Annotated in this window: 25 protein-coding genes; 3 read left to right on the plus strand and 22 right to left on the minus strand. The window is 44.4% G+C overall.

The features are described 5' to 3' along the window. Positions 1–204: 204 nt before the first annotated feature. Together GJB61_RS19150 and GJB61_RS19155 are read left to right on the plus strand one after the other, a co-directional pair. Positions 205–2,934, plus strand: coding sequence for a response regulator (locus GJB61_RS19150; protein WP_154120621.1), 2,730 nt, complete (start codon positions 205–207; stop codon positions 2,932–2,934). Next, a complete protein-coding gene (locus GJB61_RS19155; RefSeq protein ID WP_154120622.1) occupies positions 2,916–3,746 on the plus strand; it encodes a CheR family methyltransferase in 831 nt (276 codons plus the stop codon). The genes GJB61_RS19150 and GJB61_RS19155 overlap by 19 nt, the downstream gene beginning before the upstream one ends. On the opposite strand, the gene GJB61_RS19160 is transcribed toward GJB61_RS19155, so the two are convergent. The 17 genes from GJB61_RS19160 to GJB61_RS31275 all read right to left on the minus strand — a co-directional run bounded on the left by GJB61_RS19160 (position 3,747) and on the right by GJB61_RS31275 (position 18,056). Continuing rightward, on the minus strand, positions 3,747–5,123 hold the full coding sequence (locus GJB61_RS19160) for a sensor histidine kinase (protein ID WP_154120623.1): 1,377 nt from the start codon (positions 5,121–5,123) through the stop codon (positions 3,747–3,749). Next, positions 5,120–5,797 carry a response regulator transcription factor gene (locus GJB61_RS19165; RefSeq protein ID WP_154120624.1) on the minus strand — a complete coding sequence of 226 codons (678 nt, stop codon included), beginning with the start codon at positions 5,795–5,797 and terminating at the stop codon, positions 5,120–5,122. The genes GJB61_RS19160 and GJB61_RS19165 overlap by 4 nt, the downstream gene beginning before the upstream one ends. Positions 5,798–5,809: 12 nt before the next feature. Beyond that, complete coding sequence (locus GJB61_RS19170) at positions 5,810–6,193, minus strand: MerR family transcriptional regulator (RefSeq protein ID WP_154120625.1); 384 nt, start codon at positions 6,191–6,193, stop codon at positions 5,810–5,812. A 40-nt stretch (positions 6,194–6,233) separates the two neighbouring features. After that, entirely contained in the window at positions 6,234–7,079 is an 846-nt protein-coding gene (locus tag GJB61_RS19175; protein WP_154120626.1) for an SDR family NAD(P)-dependent oxidoreductase, read from the minus strand. A gap of 90 nt (positions 7,080–7,169) precedes the next feature. After that, entirely contained in the window at positions 7,170–7,988 is an 819-nt protein-coding gene (locus GJB61_RS19180; protein ID WP_154120627.1) for an SDR family oxidoreductase, read from the minus strand. 87 nt (positions 7,989–8,075) lie between these two features. Then, a complete protein-coding gene (locus tag GJB61_RS19185; RefSeq protein ID WP_154120628.1) occupies positions 8,076–8,522 on the minus strand; it encodes a MarR family winged helix-turn-helix transcriptional regulator in 447 nt (148 codons plus the stop codon). Positions 8,523–8,646: 124 nt separating this feature from the next. Continuing rightward, positions 8,647–9,144, minus strand: a complete 498-nt coding sequence (locus GJB61_RS19190; protein WP_154120629.1) for a GNAT family N-acetyltransferase — start codon at positions 9,142–9,144, stop codon at positions 8,647–8,649. A gap of 331 nt (positions 9,145–9,475) precedes the next feature. Beyond that, entirely contained in the window at positions 9,476–10,669 is a 1,194-nt protein-coding gene (locus GJB61_RS19195; RefSeq protein WP_154120630.1) for a metallophosphoesterase, read from the minus strand. Between the two features lie 213 nt (positions 10,670–10,882). Beyond that, the gene (locus tag GJB61_RS19200) at positions 10,883–11,743 is read right to left on the minus strand and encodes a hypothetical protein (RefSeq protein ID WP_154120631.1); all 861 of its coding nucleotides are present in this window, start codon (positions 11,741–11,743) and stop codon (positions 10,883–10,885) included. A 179-nt stretch (positions 11,744–11,922) separates the two neighbouring features. Further along, positions 11,923–12,333 carry a bacteriohemerythrin gene (locus tag GJB61_RS19205; RefSeq protein ID WP_154120632.1) on the minus strand — a complete coding sequence of 137 codons (411 nt, stop codon included), beginning with the start codon at positions 12,331–12,333 and terminating at the stop codon, positions 11,923–11,925. 121 nt (positions 12,334–12,454) lie between these two features. Then, on the minus strand, positions 12,455–12,934 hold the full coding sequence (locus tag GJB61_RS19210; RefSeq protein ID WP_154120633.1) for an NADAR family protein: 480 nt from the start codon (positions 12,932–12,934) through the stop codon (positions 12,455–12,457). 21 nt (positions 12,935–12,955) lie between these two features. Beyond that, a complete protein-coding gene (locus GJB61_RS19215) occupies positions 12,956–13,867 on the minus strand; it encodes an NUDIX hydrolase (RefSeq protein WP_154120634.1) in 912 nt (303 codons plus the stop codon). Positions 13,868–14,059: 192 nt separating this feature from the next. Beyond that, a complete protein-coding gene (locus tag GJB61_RS19220) occupies positions 14,060–15,322 on the minus strand; it encodes an MFS transporter (RefSeq protein ID WP_154120635.1) in 1,263 nt (420 codons plus the stop codon). Positions 15,323–15,479: 157 nt separating this feature from the next. Beyond that, positions 15,480–16,064, minus strand: a complete 585-nt coding sequence (locus GJB61_RS19225; RefSeq protein WP_154120636.1) for a TetR/AcrR family transcriptional regulator — start codon at positions 16,062–16,064, stop codon at positions 15,480–15,482. A gap of 44 nt (positions 16,065–16,108) precedes the next feature. After that, positions 16,109–16,972: a cation diffusion facilitator family transporter gene (locus tag GJB61_RS19230; RefSeq protein ID WP_154120637.1), complete on the minus strand. Its 864-nt coding sequence runs from the start codon at positions 16,970–16,972 to the stop codon at positions 16,109–16,111. Positions 16,973–17,273: 301 nt separating this feature from the next. Beyond that, entirely contained in the window at positions 17,274–17,777 is a 504-nt protein-coding gene (locus tag GJB61_RS19235) for a ferritin (protein WP_154120638.1), read from the minus strand. 111 nt (positions 17,778–17,888) lie between these two features. Continuing rightward, the gene (locus GJB61_RS31275; protein ID WP_195724398.1) at positions 17,889–18,056 is read right to left on the minus strand and encodes a hypothetical protein; all 168 of its coding nucleotides are present in this window, start codon (positions 18,054–18,056) and stop codon (positions 17,889–17,891) included. Between the two features lie 208 nt (positions 18,057–18,264). On the opposite strand from GJB61_RS31275, the gene nagZ reads away from it, so the two are divergent. Continuing rightward, entirely contained in the window at positions 18,265–19,608 is a 1,344-nt protein-coding gene (nagZ, locus tag GJB61_RS19240; protein ID WP_154120639.1) for a beta-N-acetylhexosaminidase, read from the plus strand. Positions 19,609–19,654: 46 nt separating this feature from the next. On the opposite strand, the gene GJB61_RS19245 is transcribed toward nagZ, so the two are convergent. The 5 genes from GJB61_RS19245 to GJB61_RS19265 all read right to left on the minus strand — a co-directional run bounded on the left by GJB61_RS19245 (position 19,655) and on the right by GJB61_RS19265 (position 26,505). Further along, positions 19,655–20,743, minus strand: a complete 1,089-nt coding sequence (locus GJB61_RS19245; RefSeq protein WP_154120640.1) for an efflux RND transporter periplasmic adaptor subunit — start codon at positions 20,741–20,743, stop codon at positions 19,655–19,657. Between the two features lie 30 nt (positions 20,744–20,773). After that, entirely contained in the window at positions 20,774–22,156 is a 1,383-nt protein-coding gene (locus GJB61_RS19250; protein WP_338115950.1) for an ABC transporter permease, read from the minus strand. Then, entirely contained in the window at positions 22,153–22,866 is a 714-nt protein-coding gene (locus GJB61_RS19255) for an ABC transporter ATP-binding protein (RefSeq protein WP_154120641.1), read from the minus strand. Before GJB61_RS19255 ends, GJB61_RS19250 begins: the two co-directional genes overlap by 4 nt. Before the next feature lie 37 nt (positions 22,867–22,903). Beyond that, complete coding sequence (locus tag GJB61_RS19260; RefSeq protein WP_154120642.1) at positions 22,904–25,522, minus strand: hypothetical protein; 2,619 nt, start codon at positions 25,520–25,522, stop codon at positions 22,904–22,906. Positions 25,523–25,668: 146 nt separating this feature from the next. Continuing rightward, positions 25,669–26,505 carry a helix-turn-helix transcriptional regulator gene (locus tag GJB61_RS19265; protein ID WP_154120643.1) on the minus strand — a complete coding sequence of 279 codons (837 nt, stop codon included), beginning with the start codon at positions 26,503–26,505 and terminating at the stop codon, positions 25,669–25,671. Positions 26,506–26,583 lie beyond the last annotated feature (78 nt).

Consider the following 26,583-nt stretch of genomic DNA (forward strand, 5'->3'; position numbering starts at 1 on the left):
TTTAGAGAGCGAACATGAACGGAGTATGAATAATGAATTACAAAAGTTAACTCCTTTTAAATTCATCAATGTTATACTAGTAGTTAAACGGAACATTAGAGAACATTCAGTGTTCGATAATCTAATTCATGCCCGCTAATACTTCGATTAGCGGGCATTTTATGTTGTTACTTTTTAATATTTGTAATCATAGGAGGAAATCAGTTGCCCCGATATAATGCTTGGAGTATTCAGACTAAAATCATTTCCGGATTTCTTATTATTATTGGTTGTCTGGCCATATATACAATGGTTGTACATAGCCAAATATACTCCAAGCAAAATGAAGTAAACGTTATTACGATTCATGACCGTGAGGTTACAAGTCTTACCAACCAGATCGAAAAAAGTGTTCTGGACATGGAGGACGGGGTACGAGGCTATGTGATTACGGGTGATCTACTCTATCTTGAACCGTATACCCGCGGTAAGACACAGTGGCAGGAATACTTTAATCAGTTATATGAAGTCATAGCTACAGATTCATTCGGAATTCAAAGACTGCAAGCGGTTAAACTTAATATAGAAAACTGGATCGCGCAAAATGTTGATCCTATCATTCTGTTAAAAAAAAATAATGATGAGGTAGGGATTGCCAAATCCTTCAGTAACGGCGCGGGTATACAACAGGTCGATCAAATTCGCCAGCAGTTTGACACGTTTAGGCAAGATGAGAATCAATCTACAGACAATCGCATCACAGCGCAGAAGAAAAGCAATAATACTTTAATCGCCTTTTTATATATATTTGCTCTAGTTGTTGCGAGTATTGCCATTCTTATCTCAATAGTTCTTTCTCGTACCATTCTGAATACGCTGCGGAAAGCAACTTCTACGATAAACGGGATAGCCTTATCCAATGACAATTTGGAAGAAAGAATTATTGTGACTACAAAGGACGAAATCGGGGATTTGGCCCATGCGACCAATCTGCTTCTGGATAGTCATCAGCATCAGTATTGGATACAGACACAGACCTCTGAATTTGCCGAGATGTACCAAGGAATTGAGGATACCGTTGAATTGGCCGATCGTTTCCTAACGAAAGTATCCGCTATCTTAAACGGGCAATACGGGGCCATCTATCTTTTTCAGGATAACAAAAGCATATTGATCAAAGCGGCTTCCTATGCGGGTGACGGATCAAATATCGGTAAACAAAGCTTTCGGGTGGGAGACGGCCTGGTTGGACAATGCGCTAAGGAAAAGAAAATCATCCATATCAATCAAATTCCTGAAGAGTATATCAAAATCGAATCTGGACTAGGTGAGTCCAAACCTAGACATATTCTGTTAGTACCTGTAGTACATCAGGGTAACCTACAGGCTGTGCTCGAAATCGCTTCCATGGAAGAGTTCACTGTGCATCAGCTTCGACTGCTTGATAATCTCCTCTTGCCTTTCGCGGCGGCGGCTGAAGTCGTAAGATCCCGCATGGAAATTGACCGTTTATACTCGGAATCCCAAATTCTTAATAATGAATTGCAACTGCATGCCAAAGAAACACAGGAACAAGCAGAAGAACTCCAAGTTCAGTCAGAAGAGCTTAGATTGAAGTCGGAAGAACTCCAGTCTATTAATAGTCAAATGCAAGAGCAACGCAATCATGCTCAAGCGAAGACTGCAGAAGCTGAAGAAGCAAGGGCAGAAATGCAGCTATATGCAGAACAACTTAAGGTCAGCTCCCAATATAAATCTGAATTTCTGGCGAATATGTCGCATGAGTTGCGTACACCACTCAATAGTATGCTCGTCTTCTCTCAATTCCTGAAAGAAAACAACAATCACACCTTAACCGATGATGAATTGCTATATGCAGGATATATCCAGAATTCAGGAAATGATCTATTGTCATTGATTAACGACATTCTTGACCTATCCAAAGTAGAGTCTGGAAAAATGGAGCCTAATATTGACGCTATTAACTTATCTGAAATGCCACAGATCATGGAACAACACTTCTCCGAGCTGGCCGCCCGCAAAGGACTTGAGTTTGCTGTTATCCTCCACCCGGATACACCCAACCTAATGTTTACAGATGAACAGCGCTTGCAGCAAATTCTGAAGAACTTAATCTCTAACGCTATTAAGTTCACAACCATAGGTAAAGTGGAAATAACGATTCGTAAAGCCGTTTTGTCTGCTGAGCATTTGGAGATGCAAATTGACAATTCCAATGAAGTCATTAGTTTTGCCGTGCGGGATACTGGACTCGGAATTCCTAAGGATAAATATGAGCTGATCTTTGAATCTTTTCAACAGGCAGATGGAACCATTGAGCGTAATTACGGAGGAACCGGACTTGGGTTATCCATATCCAACCAATTAACAACTCTATTGGGAGGTTCTCTCCTACTCGAAAGTGAATTAGGCGTTGGGAGTATCTTTACTTTGTATCTTCCTTCCTTATCCAGCGACTTCGAGCCTTTCGAGGCAGCTCCAACGGTGGAGATTTTAAGTTCACCCGTGACTGTGCAACAAGAGATTCAGGAGTTACTCCCTTCCGAAGGAAGCGAAGTATTTCAAGGAAAAAGAGTCCTTATTGTCGATGATGACAAACGTAATGCTATTGCTTTAACGGTGCCTTTGACGCAAAGAGGAATGAAAGTATTTGTCGCCGATTCAGGAAAGGCATGCATCAACATTCTCGAACAGGAAAAAATGGACATTGTCCTTATGGACATCATGATGCCGGAGATGAATGGATATCAAGTGATGGACTGGATTCGCAATACTCTGCAGGATGCGAATCTGCCTATTATTGCTGTCACTGCAAAAGCGATGAATCAGGATAGGGAAAAGAGTCTGGCCGCAGGCGCCTCTGACTATCTAAGTAAGCCGATTCAGATGAATCAACTCTTCTCACTTATGCGTGTATGGTTAAACAAATCATGATTGATCTTATCCTTGAAACGATTCATCGGTTAAGCGGATTTGATTATAGCAACTATAACCGCAATCATATTGAGAGACGTCTGAATTTACGAATGAGTCTGGAAGGATTCACTGATCTTACTGTATTACTAAATGAAATAAACCTTAACCCTCTGCTGTTGAATACAATTTTGAATGATTTTTCGATTCAAGTCACTACCATGTTCAGAGATCCTTTGTTTTTTCTTGATTTCCGTAGAAATGTAATCCCTATATTGAAGCTTTTTCCAGAAATCTACGTGTGGCATGCGGGTTGTTCAACAGGGGAAGAGGCGTATTCCATGGCCATTTTGCTTAAAGAAGAAGGTTTACTGGAGAGAGCCAGAATTTATGCCACAGATATCAGTGAAGAGGCGATTAGCAAAGCCCGAATGGGTAAATTCTCTCTCTATCGCATGAAAAATTACAGCAAAAACTATTCTGCTGCAGGTGGAGAAATAGATTTTTCAGAATACTATAGTACGGATGATAAGTATGCTTATTTCGATCCATCTATAACTAACTCTATTTACTTTCATCAACATAATCTCGTGGTAGATGGTTCAATTAATGAATTCCATGTCATACTGTGCCGAAATGTTTGTATCTACTTTAATTCATCTTTACAAAAGCATGTTCATCAATTATTTCATGCCAGCTTGCACAATGAAGGATTCTTATGTTTGGGTGATCAAGAATCCATAATCTCATTGGAAAGTAAAAAATACTTTCAGGAATTCGACGCTAAGCGCAAAATCTATAAGAAAAATGATCACTTCAGATCTGGTTCATGATTACAACATGGCAAGTGTGACCGTAAAGCTTGTACCTAGTCCCATCGTGCTTGAGACTTCAATGGAGCCATTATGTGCTTCAACGATTTTCTGGGCAATAGCAAGCCCCAGGCCACTGCTGTTACTATCGCTTGTACGCGCCCGGTCGACTTTGTAGAATCGGTCAAAAATCATCGGTAACTCTTCTGCAGGAATGCCTTCACCATCGTCTGTTACCGTTACCACACAGTTCCCATTCGCAAGAATGGAAGTTACAACAATAGATCCGCCAGCAGGCGTATATTTAATAGCATTGGACAATAGATTCATCCACACTTGATACAGCAAATTGGAGTCCCCTTGAAGCGTAAGATCTGTTAGGTTTAAGCGTACGGCCAACTGCTTTTCCGTAAGTCTCCACTCCATAATCTGCACAACCTGGCGCAGCTGTGCCCGCAAATCAAAAGTCTGCTTCTGCAGAGCATTCGCATCATAATCAAGGGATGACAACGTAAGGAGCTGTTTACTAAGCATCGACAGGCGATGGCTTTCCTCGTCAATAATGGAGAGGTATTGCAGCCGCTGCGCTTCAGGTAAATCAGCTTCCTTAAGTGCATGGGCAAAGCCTTGGATAGAGGTGAGCGGAGATTCGATTTCATGAGATACATTGGCAACAAAATCCTGCCGTGCCCGATTCGTCCGTTCCAGCTCCTGACCCATAATCATAAAGTGTGTAGCCAGCTGACCAATCTCATCACTCCGCCGCGTGTTCAGCTTAATATCATATCTACCTTTGGAGATCCGCTTGGTAGCCGCAGTAAGTCTGGTTATCGGTCTAACCACATGCAATACAGCGATCATCACAAAACCTAAGCTGAACAATATAGTAAAACCGATAATTACCGCAAAAAAGACCCGCAATTCACCAAACTGTACCTCAGCATCCGGACGCATAAATAAGGCATAGGTTTGGTTATTAAGATAGATAGGCACACCTATCGTATTGCTCAATTGATTGTCAAAAAAACCGGTGACAAAGGCTTTGCTCGGAAATTCACCAACCCCATGATATACTTCTCCGCTCAGTACCTTTTGCAATTGCAAAGTACTCAAATCCTTTTCACGAAAAGGCATTCCATAGAAACTTTCAATCCCTTGGTCATTTGTTAAATATATCTTGTAGCCCAGCGAAGCTACACTCAATAGATATTCATTCATTGCGTCTGGATGGGCTTCGATAAAGTGCTGCAGCTCTATGGCCATTCCGGTAAGCTTTGCATCGTTCTTAGGCTTGATTTGAGCTTGATAATTCAGGTTGGCTACCAAAAATCCCAGCATGCTGCTGATTATAATCACTGAACAAAAGACAAGACACATTCTTACATATAAGGACTTCATAAGTTGCTCAGCTCTACTTTATAGCCAATCCCCCGAACTGTACGGATCATAAAATCATCCTGGTAATCCAAAAAACGTTGGCGCAAGCGCTTAATATGTACATCAACGGTTCGCTCATCCCCCTCATAATCCGCTCCCCACACCAGTTCAATCAGTTCGCTGCGTGAAAATAGCCGTCCTGGGTATTGGGCCAGCTGGGCCAGCAGTTCAAATTCCTTCACCGGCAGCAGCAGAATTTCGTTACCAACGTTTATCTCATAATTTTTCCGATCAATCACAAGAGATTTCAGTCGGATTTTGTCATTGGAAGCTATGGAGTAACGCCGAAATAAGGCTTTAATGCGGAACAGAAGCTCCTCCGGTTCGAAGGGCTTCGTCAGATAGTCATCCGTTCCTCGCAAGTAGCCTTGTTCTTTATCACTAAGCTGCTGCCGTGCGGTTAAGAGAATAATCGGGATATCATACGTTTCACGAATGTATTGGCACAGCTCCAGACCATCTACATGCGGCATCATTACATCAACTACGGCCAAATCCACTGTGTTTTCCTTCAGCTTATGTATGGCCTCCTGCCCGTCAGCAGCTTCAATGACAAGATATCCATCTCTTGTAAGTACATGCTTTAACAATGTGCGAATATGGGCATCATCATCCGTAATTAGTATGTTTTTCAACAGTTCACACTCCTAGTTATACTCGCCCATTTTTTTACCGCTCTGAAGCTTATGATTAATGAAATCCAGAATTGTTTGCAAATGGATCATTTGCTGCTCGATCTTCTGCTTATGGTCCTTCAGTATTTCATCCCGTTCCGTCACTGTGTTGATATCATCAGCATTCGTCCTCAGAACATACAGTTTCATCTCATCTAGGGACATGCCCGTTTTCTTCAAGCAAGAGATCAGGACCATCCTATTGATATCCTCGGCATCATATATACGATGTCTATTATCCTTACGTTTTACCTCCTGGAGCAAGCCAATCTTCTCATAATAACGGATGGCATCCTCTGTGAAGCCGGTTCGTTCTGAAAATTGTTTGATGGAATAAACCTCACTTGCGACATTCATGGTCACTCTCTCTCCCTATGATTGAATCTTTAAGCTCCGCTTATATAGCAAGGAATTCTTGCTTATAGATAGTATCTATTTTAGCGAATACATTAGAGGTGTGCTGAGAAAATTTCAACGGTGCAGCTTTTCCTTTATGAATAAAGATACCTCCCGTCCCTTTATATTCTCCAAAAGCTGCCTCGTATAAGCGGGCTGCCCCTGCACTGGGATGCTTGAACAACAGATGCCGCACGGGTATCAGCCATTTCGGCATGCCGGAACCGGCTGTTATTGTTGTTTTATTAGGACCTGGGCAAACACTTCGTATTTCGATGCCTTCTTTGACCGCTGCTGCCGAAACCTCCTGTGTCCACATGGAGAGGGCCATTTTGGAAGTGGCATATGAGCCGAATAGTTTTTTGAATTTGGCCGCTTTGCCTAATAGATCAGGCTCAAACTGCTTCAAGGTTAACAAGGAATTAGAAGAGGTGTTGATAACGGTCTTTAACTCCCCCTTAGTGAGTAGATCCTTAAGCTCCATATAGATAATATAAGGGACTACGGCATTCATTTCAAAATCCAGCTCACGCCCTTGAGGTGAATATCGCAGTTCTCCGGTGGAAACGCCAGCATTATTGAATAGCACATCAAGGTGAGGTTCCTGTGCCTTAATAGTCATTAACGCCTTATTCAGGCTATGAAAATCGCTTAGATCAGCTTTATAAACTCTAAGTTGGCCTGCTCGCTGTGATTCCATGATCTGAGATTCACTTTGCGGAAGGTCTGAACGAATGAGGGCGATAACCTGCCAATTCTCAGACAGTAGTTTCTTGGTCAGCTCCAGCCCAACCCCTGAATTTGCGCCGGTAATCAATGCCATTTTGTGTTTTTTGTGTGTAACCATGTTATTACCTCCCCTATTTAGATCAGATCATTCTCATCTGAATAAGGTTATGCTACAACTTGGTGTCAACACCAGGTCAAGGAGTTATTCCTATTTTACTGGATTGATAAAAGGAAGAATGCTGTCCTTCAGCGGAGTAATGGGACATCCCATGAATCTTTCCAGATCCTCCGAGGTTGAAACCGTATCAATCTTGGATAGAAACGCATAGATCCAGTTCTGAATACTGGAATCCTCGCGATGTACAACTGGCTTGCCGGCAAGCTCTGACAGTATAGCAGACAGTTCACTAAAGTCCCAGGGACGCGGGGCAGTCAGTTCATAGATTTGATTCACATGCCCAGAGGTTGTAAGTATCTGTGCGGTGCCAATAGCAAGATCCTGCCGTGTAACGGTGTTGAATTGCCAATTACCCGGATAAGTTATAAACTTCCCGCTGTCTATCGCTTCATTTAGGCCCAATACACCAACAAAGTCTGTATACAGCGCATTTCGCAGAATTGTATAGTCTAGTCCTGATTCAAAGATAACCTGTTCCGTCAGTCTATGCACATGATTAGTTGGAATGGGTCCTTGTCGTGGAAAGGCAAAACTGGTGTAAAGCAATTGCTTCACCCCTGCCTTTTTTGCTGCTGCGATCACATTGCTATGTTGAACAAGACGGACACTGTCATCAGTATGTGAACTGGAGATGAGCAACAATTGGGTGATTCCGCTAAACGCCATTTCAATGGACTCCAGTTGGTCATAATCCCCAAATCGCACTTCAATACCAAGCTTGATATAATGTTCAGCCTTCTCCGTATGCCGGACACAAGCGATAATCTGGCTGGACGGAACCTTTTGCAGAAGCTGCTCAATAATCAAGCTCCCTAATTTCCCTGTAGCACCTGTAATTAGAATTGACATCTTTTTGTTCCTCTCTTTTATAGGGAATAGTTAAGCTATTAACTATATTCTCAAAAAAAACATGTACTCCGGATATTTATACTTCTGTTAACCTCTGTTTAGCTTCTGTAACAACGAAATTAATAGCTGCAGCTCTTGCACATTCAGTCCTTTCATCCCCTCTGCAACGGTCTGCCGATTATTCGGAAGATGCTCCATTAGCAGCTGTTGACCTGCACTAGTGATAGAAATCACGGATTTTCTACCATCCAAAGTGTCGCTAGCCCGGATAATATATCCGTCCTTCTCCAACGGCGTGAGCAATAGACTAATATTTGCTTTGGTAACGCCAATTTTATGAGCCAGAACCGAAGGAAGGATCGTCCCACCCTGCTTCGCGATTTCAACCAGGACTCGAATTCGGGCTCCACTTATCCCTTTCGACTGCCAATATTTCTCGGAAATGGCCACTAAATTCGCAGTTGCTTCAACCAAGGTGAAAAAAGCCTGTGTATGCAGTGGCTGGTCCAATACATATTGTTGCAAATCATCCATAGTTGCGAATCAACTCCAATTAGTTAAGTACTTAACTATATTCAAGATACAATACTTCATCGCACTTGTCAAAGTCTCTCTTGGCTAGGAACCAGTTTAAGCTTTAAAGTCAATATCCGAGACTTTACGTTGTTATGAGATAAGCACATTTCCCATTTTCTGTTTTTTGAAGCCGACCCGAATTTGCTTCAATAACCTTTCTTGACGGCAAATTTAACTCATCACAGGTTAAAAGCAACACACTTATGTCCTTCTGTTTTGCCGCCTTAATTAATTCACTCAGTATCAAACTACCATAACCTTTGCCTCGCTCACTTGGTCTAATGGCATAGCCAATATGTCCGCCTGATTTGCTTAAACTTTCATTTAAAAAGTGACGAAGCTTACCAATTCCAACTGGTTTGGAATCTATCAGTAACCAATAAGTTGTTTGAGGAACATAGTGGGCTGAAAGGTTTACGCCCTCAGCCATATCCATTCTTTCCCTAATGAAACTAGGGAAATGAGCATAGTCAATATCGAAACCAGAGTTCACATAACCGTTCTCACCTGGTCCAATCTCGACAATCATTTCATAAATATCCCTGCCATCATTTTCATTTGCTGGACGCAGCTCAATCATTAATTCCACCTCTTTGTTCGCTAATCTGACACTCAACAGAAACATGCCGTTCGTCTCTCTCACAGTATATGGACAAGAGGTGACCAACATATTCTTCTTATTCGACGTTGTGTTCTCATACTCCTTGCTGTGAGCGCCGATTCCTTCATCCAACTTCGTTGTACAGATGCAACTCCGAATTATAATGTTGCCTAATTATAGAACGACAGCCCGGAACATCAAATATCAAGTATTGGATTTAACATAGCCATCTTTTAACAAAAGGAGTGTCCCCACAGCCAACTATATGGCCTTGGGAACACTCCTCAAGAACGAAAAGAGCTTGATTGAATTAGATCAGCACCGTTTGGGCTGTTAATATCTCATCACTGTATTTCTTGCTGCCTTCCAGCATAACCTCCAGCTTAATAAGCTCCGAGCGGCTGGCCCAGCGTATGGGGGGGCCCCAGGTTCCGTAGCCCGAGGAGACAATGACATGCAGCTTATCCTTGCGAAGATAGCCCCAGTCCAGCTCAAACAGCCGCTTGGTGATCCAGTGATTGGGAGCAATCTGTCCACGGTGCGTATGCCCGGAGAGCAGAATATCTACTCCCGCTTGTGCAGCGGCATCAAAGCCGGTTGGCTGATGATCCATCATAATTACAGGACGCGAAAGATCAAGGCCTTCCAATAAGGATGCGACACTTTTTCTTCCCCCTGCTTCCATGGACTCTGCAGTTTTGTCCTTGCGACCCACAATATAGGTGCCAGCCACTTCCAGCACTTCATCCTGAAGGACTTTGATCCCAATACTGCTCATTAGTTCGGTATATTGACTAATCGATCCTCCATAATACTCATGATTGCCCAAGACAGCATACACACCGTGCCGTGCCTTTAACTGTTTCATCTGATCACTCATATGATTGCGGATAAAGGGCTCAATACTGTCATCCAACACATCACCGGCTAACAGGATCACATCTGGGTGCATGTTGTTGATTTCCTTGACCATTTTTCGAAGATGCCGGTTGCCAACGATATTTCCCAAATGTAGATCAGAAGCTACAGCGATGGTCAGCGGAGTGCTGGTTCCAATCGACTTATCGATGGGTATCGGATGAGTGCGCACGATCGTGCTCCAAGCATTACGCGAACCCCAAATGAGGAATACAGCCAACATTAGCAGCAGTGTAACACCCGCTTCGGAGGTGAACAGGGTCAGGCTATAACCCATTAGTTTCAGCACCCAGTGCAACAGGTCTGTCAAAGGCAGAAAGATTATGGCAAACTCCATACAAGCCAAATAATAAGAACCGATGACTTTGAAGAATCGGGCAACTGGCTTCACTGACTGTGGCCATGGGATCATGGCGATCATATAAGCAAAAGCCACAATGATGAATACAGGCCAGAAGACAGCAGCGGGTACACCCGGCAACCAATCCTGAACCAAAACCCAAGTGTGAAGACCGATGTAGAAGTTAACAAGGACCAAAACCAGCAGCATAATGGACGCTGAAGCTATCATTCGAAGTTTTTTCATGGTTTCTCCCCCTTTACCAAGACGAATTATCTACGTGATCTAATTCAAATCATAACACAAACCATTAGCCCAGTATAAATTGCAGTAACGAGAGAGATCAAATCCCTATATAACCTAAAAAAATCACTCTTTAGTAAAATGGAGATTTTACTCAACCATTTCAAAAAGAGTGATTTCTTTGAACATCCAGAACCCCATTATCCAAAGGAACTATTACTTGGTACTAGTTGCGCCGGAGGTTCCATCCACTGTGGCTCTGCCACCGGCCCCCTTTTTGTCATGATCGCCTTGGTGACCCGATTCACCCTTGCCTCCACCCGCTTCTTTTCCTGTAAAGGTACCGTTCACGAACTCTGTAGCTTTTGTGGAGATTGTTGCTTTTTGCTCATCATATTTCGCTTGGGTAAGCGTGCCGTCAGCTAGCTTCTTATCCAGTTCAGCAGTCAAAGTAGCTGTAACCTGATCAATCACGGTCTGCACAGTGATCCCTTTTTCGCTTGCCAGAGTTGCTAGTGATTTACCCGATTGCACTGCCGTTTCCAACTCATCCGTCGTTTCTCCCAATACTGCAGCCAGAGCCGTATCCTTCAGGATACCGGCATGTCCGAAATCACCCGTTAGTTTGTTGCCTTTTTCAACTTTAGCCTCATTCTTCCCTAGAGATGCTGTATTGATCTGCTCCGTTACTCTCGTAACGAGGGAAGCCCTCTGAGTATCATACTGGGCTTGCGTTATTTTTCCATTAGCTAGTTGTTTATCCAGAGCTGTAGTTGCTGCAGTAACCTCAAGGTCAATAACCTTTTGTACATCTACGCTTTGCTCTGCGGCAATAGTTGCTAATGATTTTCCGGCTTTACGTTCCGTTTTGAGTTCATCGGCTGTAAGACCCAGCAAAGTAGCTAATTCAGTATTATCTATCATGGAATGAAACTCGTTCATCCCTCCAGCATGTCCGATATTCTTCTGCACTGTGGTAGCTGCGGCATTAACACTCCCTGAGCTAAGCACTCCACTGCCTGCAGTAACGGCAAGAGCTAATACACTGGCAACCAGTAATCTTCTATTCATTCTCATTCTTATTCCTCCTAAAGGTTTGTTAGCAGATGTGTCTGTGGGTACGAGTTCATCGTATAGGAGTTGTCTGAAACCCCGCTGAGTTCCAGCTGAGAATTACCTGAGTATTCCAGTGCCAAATGTAGAAATGGGCAAAAAAAAAGAAAATGCCCCGCGGCATCTTCACAATAATTATGTATTTATACGGCCTTGTCACGCTTGGCAATACATTCACCAATCAGTTTGTCACATTTATTAATATGGTTCAGCAGCCAATCTGTGAGTGTGCGGTTTAGCTTGATGGTAGATAGGACGGATACTCCTTTGGTATTAAGAGTTTCCTCTAATTCAAGGACGGTCTGAACGAATTCAGCATGAATCTTCTGGTGCTCCGTCAATTCCGGGAAATCAATATCCTTCATCAATTGCTCTTCGCTGCCAAAATGCTCTAAAGTATACTCCTTCAGGAATTTCAGTGTTTCCCCAATCTTCTCTTTCCCCTGCTGTTTCGTGCAAGCTTCAAAAAACTCATTTAGCTTCGCTAACAACTCTCTGTGCTGGCAGTCGATCTTCTCTACACCAATATCATAAGAATCTTTCCAAGCGATCATGGGCTTATACCTTCTTCCTTCCAGAATTTTCATAATGGGAAATATAATTTATTCTCCACCATTACGCCCAAAAGGTCAGTTAATAACATCACACGACAAAGTTTTACTTGGCGATATTCTTCTAATTTCTCAGTATAAGATTATCCCGCAGTTCCGTCAAAATCTCTCCAAGCCAGTTCGTTCCACGCCAAGTGGCTCGATTGAGAATACGTGGATCATCCTCTGTCAGACCCGCGCCCCAGATCCGGTCTGTTGGACTCGCCTCCACCAGCGAGGTTCCCTTAGTATCAAGCAGAATCTGCAACAGATCTTTATTCTGACTAAACTTTTCATAGTTGCCTTCATATACGAAGGCTTTACAATTTCTCTCCCAAATGGCTTTATCGAATCCACGAATCTTGCGTCCTAACTCTTTCTGCTCTCTGGGCGTCTGCGTCCGTAAGATGAGCTGGCTCGATGTGATGTCTTTAAACAATACGGCTTTACAATACATCATGTATTGCTCTGCACAATTAAATTGATGACCATCAATGTAAAAGTTCGCTGGGTACCACTGTGAAAAGGGCGACTCACTCCGATAGAAATAGGTAAACTTTTCCATAACAACTCCGCTCGCCTTCTGTTAGATTGAATTCCGGTTCATATTATATCGGTAAAGCTTGGATGGACGATGTCCTGCATCCTTAGTGTATTCATCCGTCTCTGTAACCGCATCCGCTATCTTGCGGCGGAAAGCAGCTGCCAACAGGTCTTTGCCAAGAATAATCTCATAAACTCTTTGCAGCTCAGACAAGGTGAACGTCTCTGGCATCAGATTTATAATAATATCTGTGTACTCAACTTTGTTACGTAAGCGCTCAATCGCATACTGGACCATGGTGACGTGATCAAAGGCAATACCGCTGCTTTGGAGTATTTCACGTGTCAGCTTTCTAACATGACCCTGTACGGTCTCGACAATCCTGACTATACCGGACAACGTCTCATTCTTAATCTCATTGTGGAGGATGATACTTATCAGTCTGCTAGCTTCGCAGCCCTGAGCACGTTCTTCACGATTCTCTTCTAGTACTTCATAAGTTAACTCAAACCAGGCCGCATCATCGGCGTCTTCACCAGCCTGAACATGGAGGTGAGTACGGTCAACTAAGGCCATATAAGAACAGCTAATGACACGCGTGCGCGGATCACGCCCCAAATCTCCCCAGGTATAGAGCTGCTCCATATAAATGTTGGCTATGTTTGTTTCACTAAACAGTTCTCTTCGGGCGGCATCTTCAATACTCTCATCTACAGATACGAAACCTCCTGGCAGTGCCCATTGCCCCAGATAGGGATGCTCCCCCCGCTTGATTAACAGCAATTGCAGAGATTTCTCCGGCAGTTTCCGATAATTGCCCTGCTCCCTATCCATGACGGTAAAGATAAGCATATCGACCGTAACCGATGGGTGCTCATACATGTTGGTATCGTAAGCTTCCAGAAATTGTTCTTCAGTCATGCCGTTGCGGTCAGTTATGGGTTGATTAGACATGTGAAAGCTCCTTTATAAACATTAATGTTCAATTAATATCAATGTGTTATTATCATATTGTTATTATATGCATACCTGACATCTAAAAGTCAACCTCAGACCTTCGCCCTATAAATAAAACAGGACCCGTCAGAGCGATGGCTCTGCACGAATCCTGTTAGATGACGGCTTTTAAACATTAAGCCTGATTACTCAGGCTTTTGCTTCTATCACCCGGGCATGTTTCCCAGATTTCACAATTCTAATGGCCATTAGAGAAGCGAATAGGCAGAGAAATCCTGCTGTTACAAAAGGCACACTGTAGCTGCCCATCCACTCCCTCATAATTCCAGCGCCGTAAGCTGCCGTTGATGCGCCGATCTGGTGAGCGACCATAATCCAGCCAAACACCATCCCCGCCTTTTCTTTGCCAAATACATCTGAGGTGATTTTGACGGTCGGAGGTACCGTAGCAATCCAGTCCAACCCATAGAATACGGAGAATACGAGCAACAATGTATAACCACCATTTAAGGCATAAGGCAGGAATATAAGAGACAGACCCCGCAGACCATAATACCAGAATAGTAGCCACCTGCTGTCAAAACGATCCGACAACCAGCCGGATAACGTGGTCCCCACCATATCGAACATCCCCATAAGCGCAAGCAAGCCTGCTGCCATTACCAGCGGTATATTGAAATCGCCACAAGCTGGAATTAGATGTGTTCCAATCAAACCATTGGTAGAGAAGCCACAGAGGAAAAAGGTCGCTGCCAGCAGCCAAAAGGTACTATTCTTAACCGCAGAACCTAACACAAGTAGCGGCATCAGAAACAGATTTCCAGTGAATGGCTGCGGTGGCACTACCTCTATTTCACCCAATGGGGCCACCCCCTTATCATATGGGTGATTCCTCATCCAGATAGCCACTACAGGAATCAGGAGCAGCAGAACCACGATGGTTGTATAGATCGCGTACCGCCAGCCTAAGGTCACTGTGATACGTGCCAACAAGGGCAGAAAGAGTAATTGTCCGGTAGCAGCGCTAGCGGTAAGCAGTCCAACAACCAGTCCTTTATGCTTCACGAACCAACGGTTCGCTACCGTTACACCCAATACATTCGCCAACGCACCTGAGCCAAGACCCATAATCACACCCCACAGCACTACAAAATGCCAGAGTTGGGTCATAAACGGGGTTAACACCAAACCAGTGATTAATAAGGCCATGGAGGATAACATCATTCGGCGAACACCGAAACGCGCCATGAGTGACGCGGAGAAAGGCCCCATTAACCCGTACAGAAATATTCTCATCGACAATGCACCTGATACAGCTGCACGGCTCCAGCCGAATTCATCTTCGAATTGCAACATCAGAACACTGGGTATCGAGCTGATCCCGGCAGCAACCAATAATACTAGGAACACTATGGAGACAACAACCCATCCGTAATATGGTTTTTTTACCAAGGCAATGCCTTATCCAGGTGAAAAAATCCACCATTAGGCCCATCATCGGGAATGGTTAAACCCCGGTTGGCACCTGTAACTAGCGCTATTTTCTTTGACATTTGAATTTCCTCCTCATTAATTCAAGAATGAACATTCTTTAATTGAGCAAAAAAAATCACATGAAGAATGACATAGCTATCTTATAAATGTCCTGCAATGTTGCACGGTCAGTCGCTGTCTTGGACATGACATGCATGCCCTGTTTGATCCCCATCAGAAATCTGGACAGCTCGCGCAAGTTATAGTTACTCTTCAGCTTTCCTTCTTGTTGTGCCCGCAGCAGAAAAGTATAAAACATATTCTCCATATCCAGTAAATTCGCTTCGACACGGCTGGCAACCTTGACGTCAAAAGCTGCTAAATCCATAGCGGTATTGGCAATAAAGCAACCTCTTCGTTGCTTCCCTGTATCCAGAGCACCGTCAATAATATTTTCAAAAAAAGTTATAAGTAGCTCCTTTGGGTCGCCTGGTTGCTCCAGTACGAGAAATAATCTTTCTTTGGAAAGGCGGCGATAACGGTCCAGACTAGCCAGAAACAGCTCATTCTTATCCCCGAATGTATCGTACATACTGCCTCTATGCACTCCTGTGTACTGGCACAGATCTTGAATCGAGGTTCGCTCGAATCCTTTAGTCCAGAATAGCTCCATCGCTTTATCCAATACTTCTTCTTCGTCGAATTCTCGCGGTCTGGCCAAGTTGCAGTTCTCCTTTCCTGATCTATAGTTTCTAATTCAATGTGCTAATTGGGTTCGATATGTACAAGAACATTGGAAACCTGATGCCGCTCTTTCAATTGCTCTTCAATTTCTTCTGTAATATCATGGCTCTGGACTACATTCAGTTGGGCATCTACCAGCACCGTAGTATCCACAAGCACATTGTTCCCATGGATGCGGGCTTTAATATCTTTGATCGATTGCACACCCTTAATATCAGCCACGGTCACCTTCATCAGTTCAAGCTCTGCAGCGTCAAACCCGTCCGTTAAATCATGTGATGCTTTACGAAAAATATCCCAAGCAGTCTTACAGATCATAAGTCCAACTAGTGTAGCTGTTAGCGGATCTAGCCAAGGAATGCCAAACTGGGAGCCAATGATCCCGATTAAAGCCCCCACGCTTACCAGGGCATCGGAACGGTTATCCTGTGCAACTGCCCGCATAGCATTACTATTAATGGCGCGGGCAAGTTTAATATTGTACCCATATACAGCCATCATAACCAGAGCACCACCTGCTGCGGTCCAAGCCGCGAGAAGATCCGGAGTTTCATGTATAGGCTGAATAAATTTGTTCACGCCTTGAAATAGGACTTGGAGGCCTACAGCCATCATAATAAAAGATGCGATTAATGCCGCAACCGTTTCTGCTCGGAAATGTCCATAGCTATGATTGGAGTCAGGAGGTCTTCGGGAAATTTTGAGGCCGGTCAGTACAGCTATCGAAGCAATAATATCCGTGCTATTATTCAGTCCGTCTGCAAGCAGCGCCTGTGATCCTGAAATGGTTCCGATGAATAGTTTGAGAGCAGATAAGAGAATATAGGCTGCTATACTAAGCCATGCACCTTTTTCACCTTGCTTGATGTCATTGTAGTTTTCCAACAGAAAAGACCCTCCAGAGAATAGTATTGTTCCATACTACACGTAGTATGGCGGGTGGGTCTAGAGAAACAGTGTTGCTGTGCGGCGTAATAGTTCCCCTTGCCAAATAGAGTTGCAAGACGGTAATTGTGTTGTACTATGTAACATAGTTTGCCCATGACCAACTCTACGTTCCGTTCGCAGAGCGTCTCTCCGGACACCGACTTATGATTTGCTCAAAAAAACGGGGGTATCCCAGCAGCCATTTGCATGGCTGCTGGGATACCCCCTGTTTGATCGATCTTTTTTTCAAACCGCAATTTTATTCCGCTGGCGGTGTAAATGAACGCGCTGCGAACTCGGCATCCAGCATGTAGAATGCATTGCTATCTTTTTCAATACGTTTAAGCTTATGAATGATGTTGCTGAAGAGAGCTTCTTCTTCTACTTGTTCATCAATGAACCATTTCAGGAAGTAGATGGTCGCATGCTCACGTGCATCAAGCGCCAAATCTGCCAAGTGATAGAATTTCCCCGTATTTTGCTGTTCATGGGCAAAGGCAGTTTCAAAAGCATCCAGCATAGAAGAATACTCGTTCTTCGGCTCCGGCAATGCCGCGAGCGTAGCACGATTATCGCGGTCATTGAGGAATTTGAATATTTTCATGGCATGAAACCGTTCCTCTTCTGCCTGCACCAGAAAGAAATTCGCGAACCCATCCAAACTTTCACCTGAACAGTACGCAGCCATCGCCAGGTAAACATGAGCGGAATAGAACTCAAAGTTCATCTGATCATTAAGTGTTTTCACCAATTCATCCTTCATTAGACCGTCACCTCATCCTTCAAATTTAGTATTATGTAGCTGTTCCGTTTCATCTTAACATCGTGACTGTTAGGCAGCAAGCCCCCTCTCTGATACAACAACACCGCCGATTCAGCTCTCTTCGGCGGTGTGTGCTTGTATGCTGATAGAATCCCAACTGGCCTGAATCACTCTCTCAATAACCTCTTCTGTAAGCTCAACATTGCTCTGGAGATGTCCCTGTACCAAATAAACGATGGAGTATTGCTCGATAAACTGAAAACCTTGCGGAAATTCCATACAGAGCTGAAAGGTATTCCTTCAAGGTAGGCGGATTTGTTTAAATCATCCTAGAACGATCATTCTAATCTTGATTTGCAGTATGCTGCTTGTCAATCTGTCAGCAACAGGTATAGTTGTATGGTAGACTTTACTGCTGGACAAGATATATTGATCTGTTCTCATAATCAGATTAGTAAGGATGAAGATGAAAGGATGATAAATTCCAATGATAAAGTTAAGCCACCAAAATATAAGAAATCCCCTTACAAATTCAGTAATCGTTGCTTCTGTTCTACTTTGTTTACTACTTATTAGTGGCTGTAGTGGCAGCAATGCGCAAGCTGGCACAACGGCTGCTCCAACTACTACTTTGACGGTTACGCCGGAGCAAACGGTAGCTTCATCAGCCACACCTGCACCAACCCAGTCGCCCACTAGTGCTGCTGCACCCGTTCCCTCCCAGGAGAACGATTCAGTAACACAAACGATTGCCGGGATGACTTTGGAAGAAAAGATCGGACAAATGCTACTTGTGGGTATTGATGGCACAGTCCTTGATGCTAACGCAAAGAAGATGATCACCCAAGACAACGTTGGTGGAATCATCCTCTATGCGGCCAATATTAAGGACCTGAAGGGTATGGTCAGTCTAGTAAATTCCTTGAAAAAGAGCAATTCCACGAATCCGGTGCCGCTCTTCATGAGTGTTGATCAGGAAGGTGGCAAAGTCAGCCGGATGCCTGCAGAATTTGCCAAGATCCCTTCAAACGGTATTGTAGGTGACTCTAATAATGCCGCTACAGCCAAGACAATGGGCACCCTGCTCGCCAGAGAAATACTTGCCGCTGGCTTTAATATGAATTTTGCCCCCGTGTTAGATATTAATAGCAATCCTGACAATCCCGTCATTGGGGATCGCTCGTTCGGAAGCTCGGCCAGCAAGGTCATCAAGCTAGGGATTGCCGAAATGCAAGGCATCGAGAGCGAAGGCATTGTACCAGTTATAAAGCATTTCCCTGGACATGGAGATACTTCTGTCGATTCTCATCTTGAATTGCCTGTGGTAAACAAAACGGCAGCCCAATTAGCGAAGCTGGAGTGGCTCCCTTTTCAAGCCGCCATTAAGGCAAATGCTGACGCAGTAATGGTTGCCCATATTTTGTTCCCCAAGCTTGATCCGAACAAACCAGCTTCGTTATCCGACATTATTATCGGGAAGCAGCTACGTGGAGATATGGGCTTCAAGGGTGTCGTAATTACGGACGATCTGACCATGGGGGCAATCACCAAACACTTTAATCTGGGCAATGCAGCAATCGATACCGTTAAAGCAGGCAGCGACATTCTGCTCATCGCACACGAATATGAGAATGAGCAGATCGTCCTTAAAGCACTGCTGCAAAGCGTGAAGAAAGGTGAGATCACAGAAGCACGGATCGATGAGAGCGTCCACCGGATTCTAGCGTTGAAGAACAAATACCAAATTTCTGATGACGCGGTACCTATTCCTGATCTTTCCGAACTTAACACGGCAATTACATCATGGCGTAACAAAATGTCCAAAAATTAAGAGCGGCTGAAAGACTTAGACTTTACTAAATAAATGAACTGGTTGCTTACTGGAGCACCACGGTGTCGCCAGGCTTCAGACCGGACATCACCTCAACCTTATCCGTTGTTTCGAGTCCGGTTTTGATTTCTCTCCGTTCTGTTTGTCCGTTGCCTTTGTCCAACATCACGTAAGAGAGTTCCCCTTCATGGATGACAGCAATGTTGGATACCGCAGTGACATTTTCTTTGCGTAAGGTCTCAATCTCTCCAGATAAGCTAAGGCCTCCGATTAAAAGCTCATTGGGCTGGAGCGAAATGATTACTTCGAACTGTGGAGCCTGGGTGGTAGTCGTATCCTTGCCCGATGCAGTCGTTGCGAATTTGGATACCTTTTTCACTTCTCCACTCAGCAACACATCTTTGGAAGCTGTCATTTTGACCTTCACTTTCATTCCTGCCTTGATGCTGAACACGTCCTGTTCACCCACTAGAGCGATAAATTCCAATTTGCTCAAATCCACAATTTTGCCGATGTACTGGTTGTCGGTTACCATTTGTGGGATTTCACTGGAATTGTCGAATAAGAATATCCCTGAGGAAGGAGCCCGATAGCTGGCGGATTGAATCTTATCTTTCTTATCCGCAATCTCACGCGCTTGAATATCTGCATTTACTTTGTTCAAATCATCGCTGATTCTTGCGGTTTCCTGTGTCGCCAGCGTCTTTAGTCGTTCGGCTTCAGTGGTGCCAACAGCGGCACTATCATCGTTCTGCTGGCTGACAAATTTATTCAGTTCAGCTTCCAGTTCACCCTTACGAATTGTTGCTTCCTGGGTAGCAATTTCATTCTTGAGTGTAGTAGTATCCAGCGTATACATGACTTCCCCTTTTTTCACTTGTCCACCGTTTTCAACTTTCCAGTCTGTTACTTTGGAAGCAAACGGGGCATATACAAGGGTTTCATACTCATACTTTGATGTGCCTTTAATCTGGATGGATTTGGTCATCGTTTCTTTGGTTACCGGGAAGCTAATGACCTGTACCTCTTCTACAGGTGCAAGCTGCTCTTTGGGCTTAATCATTTTGTCATAGATAAAATAACCTGCGACCACCACTATCACCACTATTACAATCCACTTTATAATCCTCTTCATCACTTCGGCTTCCTTTCAACTTGAAAATGACTAATCCCGTCTAATCGCTGTGAGCGCATTAGTTCTTGATGCACTGATTGCTGGGTAAATCCCGGATATTACCCCCGTCATAATGGCAAAAATAATCCCCACCGGAATTGTAGATAAGGGAATGGAAATAACGAGACTTTGTCCAGTTCCCATTCCTCCGCCTGCTGCGCTGCCGACAAGCTTGTTAATACCTGTTACAATCAGATACGAGAATCCAATCCCCAACATACCTCCAAGCAAACCTAACAAAGCGGACTCCATAATAAACATTATCCGAATTTGACTCATGTTCGCACCCAGTACCTTCATAATCCCGATCTGGCGTCTACGCTGATGTGTGGACATGGTCATCGCCACAATAATCGAGATGGAAGCGATAATCAGGATAAACACCCCGACCCCTAACGCCACCCGCTTGATCATAGCAAAAGTGGAATTCAACGATTCCAGTTGATACAGATTGGTACTTGTATTTAACGTTAATTTCTTAATCAGTGCCTCAATCTGGAGCAGATTCTCCTGCTTATCCACTTTAATGATGGCGGAGTTGTAGGTGACCGTCTCGGAAGAATTTTTATTCAAGTTAAATTCCTCGCTCAGTTTAGCGAAAGTTTCACGTGATATATAAGCCTTCTTATCGTACATTGCCATTTGGGGATCAACCCCCTTCATTACCTTCAATACACCAGCAACTTGAAGCGGAGAACTGAGGTAGCTATTCTTGCTGGATGAAGGATCGTAGTTGACATACCTAAATTGAACCCGTTGCTGATACATCTCCGAGGGCAAGCTGGTGAGTTCCTGATATTGCTGGGATACCTCAGCATTATATGGATCTGCGGTCAACTTTTCTATTAGCCCATCCCTAGTTGCTGTGTCCAGCAACCCAATAGTAGCCCCATAGTTAAGAACTACACTTCCAGCTTGTTCACTGGGCGCTCCCTGTTGAAAGGAAAAGTCGTATTTAGTCAACAGGCTGAGGTCTGTGGCAATGATATTCAAATCCCCCACCTTATTGTCAACAGTTTCCATTTGAACATACCCCATATCTTGAAAGGGTGCGGCAGCGATAACATGCTTGAAGTTCTTAATAATATCCAGCTTCTGGTCAGTCAGCTTTCCGACATTAGAGTTTGCGCCAGTCTTGGTGGCCCCTTCACCACCTCCCTGTGATACCCCTTCATTAGGAGTCACAGTAATTTCATCCATTTTGAACTGGGCATTGACTTCATTGTTTGCATAACTTTGTGCAGAGTCCCCAAGACTCAATGCTACGACAATAGCAGCACAGCCGATAGAGATTCCCAGCATACAAAGGCCAGTTACTACCTTTCTGCGCTTGATCTGGCCCCAAGCCAATCTTGAAACATCGCTAATTCTCACTGCTGGCCCCCCTCTTCGGGTCCTACTTCTGCGACACCATGTTTTTCCGTTATCATGAATCCGTCACGAAGCGTAAAAATACGCTGCATTTGTTCTGCCACTTCAAGTTCATGCGTGACAACAATAAAGGTAGTCTTCATTTTTTTGTTCAAATTAAGCAATATATTGATAATTTCTTCTTCTGTCTTTGTATCGAGATTACCGGTAGGCTCATCCGCAAAAATAACAGACGGCTCCGTAATCAGTGAACGGGCAATACTGACACGCTGCTGCTGGCCCCCCGACAATTGAGACGGGAACAACTCCGCTTTATCCAGGATGCCAACCCCTTCCAGCAATGCGAGCGATTTTTGTTTGCGGACTGACGGGGACACGGATTGGAACACAAGCGGCAGCTCCACATTCTCACGAACCGTCAGGCTGCTGATCAATTCGTAGGCTTGGAAGATGAATCCAATATTTTTCCGCCGGAATTCCGCCAGCTTGTTCTCGCCCATCTTCACAATATCTTGATCGGCAATGAATATATGCCCTTCCGTAGGCTTCATCAGACCTGCCATCAAATTCAACATTGTGGATTTACCTGACCCTGAACTGCCCAGCAAGGCGACCATTTCGCCCTGTTGCACTTCAAAATTGATGTTATGCAGCACCGGTGTCATCTCACCACCGCTCTTAAACGTATGTGATATATTCTCCACTCGCAACATAAGCTGCTCCTCTTTGTACTTTGATATCAATACTTTCCTACTTTTCAGTTACTGGGGTTCTCTCAACTAACAAGGTATAGACCTGGCTGGCCAGCTCGATTCGTTCACCTTGGAATTCATCATACAATTCGATCCGGTATGTACCTCCGGATAGCTTCTTATACATATTGTTGCTGAAGGATACAGCATACGAGTTGTTGTTCCCTTCTGTCAGCTCGGTACCTATCGTTAAGCTCTTCTCCTGCGACTGGCCATATGGATCGGTCATTCTAAGCACAAGCTTGTGATTGAAAGTACCCACCTCATAGCTGAGATCACGCAGCAGATTATAGTTCATCGCAATGCTGATCGTGTCGCTGCCATACGTAATCCGGCCATCCGAGTTCAGAACAGACAATGTGTATGGATAGAGGGTCACTTTGGATAAATTATTGTTCGGCGTAATTACTTGCGGGTTCAGATCCATAGAAGCGATGTTGATGAAACCGTTCGCCTCCTGGCCCGGCTCCGTCAACTTGTTCCCGGTAATGCCAGGTCCAAGATAAAGCCTAACATTTGCTGTTCCTACTGATTTGGGCAACTTAGCCCAGAAAGTAATCAACTGCTTGCCACCAGGAGTGGCCGCCATGTCCGGCTGGATAGATGTGGCCTCGTAGAGCTGGCCATCTTCGGTTTTGTAGTAGGCCTGAAGCCGGGCCATCTTGCTTTGTCTCTTTTCCTCACTATTCAGGAATAATTCGGTATAGACAATATTAGTATTAACCCCTTCGTAAATCGTCGTTTTATTCTCCTGCACTTTTGCATTTTTACCTTTGCCGACAATGGAATAGCTTCCACCAAGTTCAATCTTGTTCACGGCATCCATCACACTGCTTGTGCTCAATGAAAGGAATGGCACATTCTCTTCCTTCACAACGGAATAGAGATTAACTCGCATCGTTCTGAAATCCGTTGTGTAGGGCACTTTGCTGAGCACATAAATTTCCGCACTTTCCCCCGGAGCAATAATGGAGTGTTCCTTATCCATAAACAGTTCCGTAGAAGTCGTCAAATCATCGTTATCTACTTTTAGAGCTCCCTTTAGGTCAGGCAGCGTAAGGTTAACTGATTGTGTGTTGATGATATTCACCTTGGCGATAAGAATGTCATCGTCTTTCCAAGGAAAACGTTGTAGTGACAGCAGGCTATAGCCAAAGGTACCATATTGGTTTGTCATCCAGTAATTCAACCCTTTTTGTGTATCAGCACGCAGTGTATATGGAATAGCAAAATATGCGACGGGAACAGATAACTTGGCCGTAGCACCAGAAGAAACTGCTGACCCGGCAGAGCTTGAACCAGCTGCATTAACAGCCCCAGGGCTTTCCCCATCAGCTGAAGCGGCAGGAGCGCTAGAAATATCCGAGCTGACCGCCTCAATCATTTGCAGCTTCAGTGTGTTCTGTTCCACCTCAAGTGGAACCTGTGCGGTAAGCTGTACTACTTTTTCCTCCAACGGTTTCAGACTGGCTCCGCTGACACCTTTGGCGCTAATCGGGAAGGTAGTGCCTCCTGCAGTTCTGACCGAAAGCTCATAAGAAGGCAGAACAACTGCAGTTTTCCCAGCATTTTTGAGCCGAAACTGAAAGGTCCATATCCCTGTGTTATCTTCTGGATAGACATTAGCAGAAGTTAGTTGCAGTTCAATTGTGTTGTTATTGACACCGATCTTTTTGACCACACCTTTGCCTACATTCAAATCAGGGGTCGTCGCTGCAGGAAGCTTGTACGAGGACATGGGAAGATCCAGCTTTAGCGTCTCATCCTTCTGCACGTATTGCACTTTCATATTCTCAATCTTGAGGTAAGGCGGAATCTCGGTCAGGTAATAAATTGTTTTCTTCTCTTGCGGTTGTATCTTGTATCCTGCCTGTGAGTTATCGAGCGCAAGCTCAAACGCGGTTCCGCTGGCAGACATCAGGTATGCGGTATAGCCGGGGTCGACGAGCACTTTGTTTCCCTGGTTGCTGAAGTTGATGCCAACCTTTGCGTATACTTTGCCACCATACTTGTAGATCTGCATGGATTCGGACGCTGCGGCGACAGGAATATTATTAATGGAGATATTCTCTCTTTGGCCGCTGGCGGCAGACGGCGAATAGTTTGCCGGAAGACTGATCGTCCCGGCATGTCTCAGGTAACCCTTGCTTTTGGCATCCCAAATATACATTGTAATTTTAAGACCCTTGAGTGAATTGACTTTTCCGATGTTTACGTAATATGTAACTCGTTCGGTTTGTTTGGAAACCACCTTATTCTTAAGCGCATCGGCAGTAACCGGGTTACCTGGAATGACGGAGCCTCCGGATGTAACCACTCTAGAAAAATAATGGATGAGATTAGCATTGCTTCCTCCGGCGTTGGAATAATTCAGTGTGTAGGTAAGAATATTCCCGCCTGCTTGCGGCCAGATATTAACATTCTCTACCGTAGCCTGGACACCTGCACCAAGCGGGATAGTACCCAGATTCTTCGGTGTGGCGCTTGTTACTGCAGATATCGTAGAACCGGCATTACCGGCAGCTGCCGGAGCAGCAAAGGCAGGATAAACGGACAGCTGGCTGATAACAAAGGTGCTTAGCAGTAGAGCGACATATGTATTTCTATACTTTCTCATTCATTTCTCCCCCAAATGTATTTACTAGAATAATTATAGTAGCAGACGAGAAAGAATTTGTATCCATGTTGTAACTCTTATGAGGCTCTTGTAACCTATTTGTTCCATTTAAAGCGAAAAAACAGCACATTCGATGCTGTTTAGAGTTAAGAACCGAACGCCATCCGGTACTGCTTAGGCGGTAGCCCTTCATTTTGCTTAAATACCTTAATAAAATAGCTCGCTTGGGTGAAGCCTGCCTGAGTAGCGACTTGAGCAACGGACAGCTCTGTAGATACAAGCAGAAGTTTAGCTCTGGCTAACCGACAATCCGTTAAATAGCGGTTCGGCGTTTTGCCCATAACTACCCGGAACAGGCGCAGAAAGTGGTAACTGCTGTAGCCCGACAGTCGGGCCATCGATTCCAATGTCCAAGGCTTGCCACACTCTCCGTGTATGATATCTGCTGCGCTGCGGATCGAATGTCTGATCTCCAGAGGAACAGAACCGTGAAGTGGTTCGGAATTCTGTAATAGATTTACAAGAATTTCGTATAGCAGAGCAGATAGCCGCGGTTCGCTGCGGGTCTCATAGGAAGCGCTTAGCTGGTACATTTCATCGAATAAAGACTCCAGACCACTCCCCAGATCAAAGGTGAAAAAGTATCCGCGTGTCCCATCTGCCTCCTCCAGCAAAGGTAAGGGAAGCTCCGTTCCAAAGTGCACCCATCTCACATCCCAAGGCTGACTGAGATCAGAGCCGTACTGCTGGTGAGCCCCTCTCGGAAAAAGAAATCCCTTACCTCTCCCCATCGGTATCCGTTCTCCTTCATGAAATACATAACCCTCTCCACCAAACACCAAATGGAGGTTATAACTGCCTAAGAACCCTTCGCCCCTTCTCTCTGCATGCTGCGGGAAATCAGTGTAATGTCCCAGCATTTCTGGATAACATACGTATTTGGTGAACGCCGGTGTTGGCAAATACCATTGAATTTTCATCATAAACAGCTCCCAATTCTGTAGTGAGGCAAGCACGCAATATAATACTATAATAGCAATATTCTGTTATATAAAACTCCT

This window comes from Paenibacillus monticola (genome assembly GCF_009664975.1).
GTDB classification, from domain to species: domain Bacteria; phylum Bacillota; class Bacilli; order Paenibacillales; family Paenibacillaceae; genus Paenibacillus_AQ; species Paenibacillus_AQ monticola.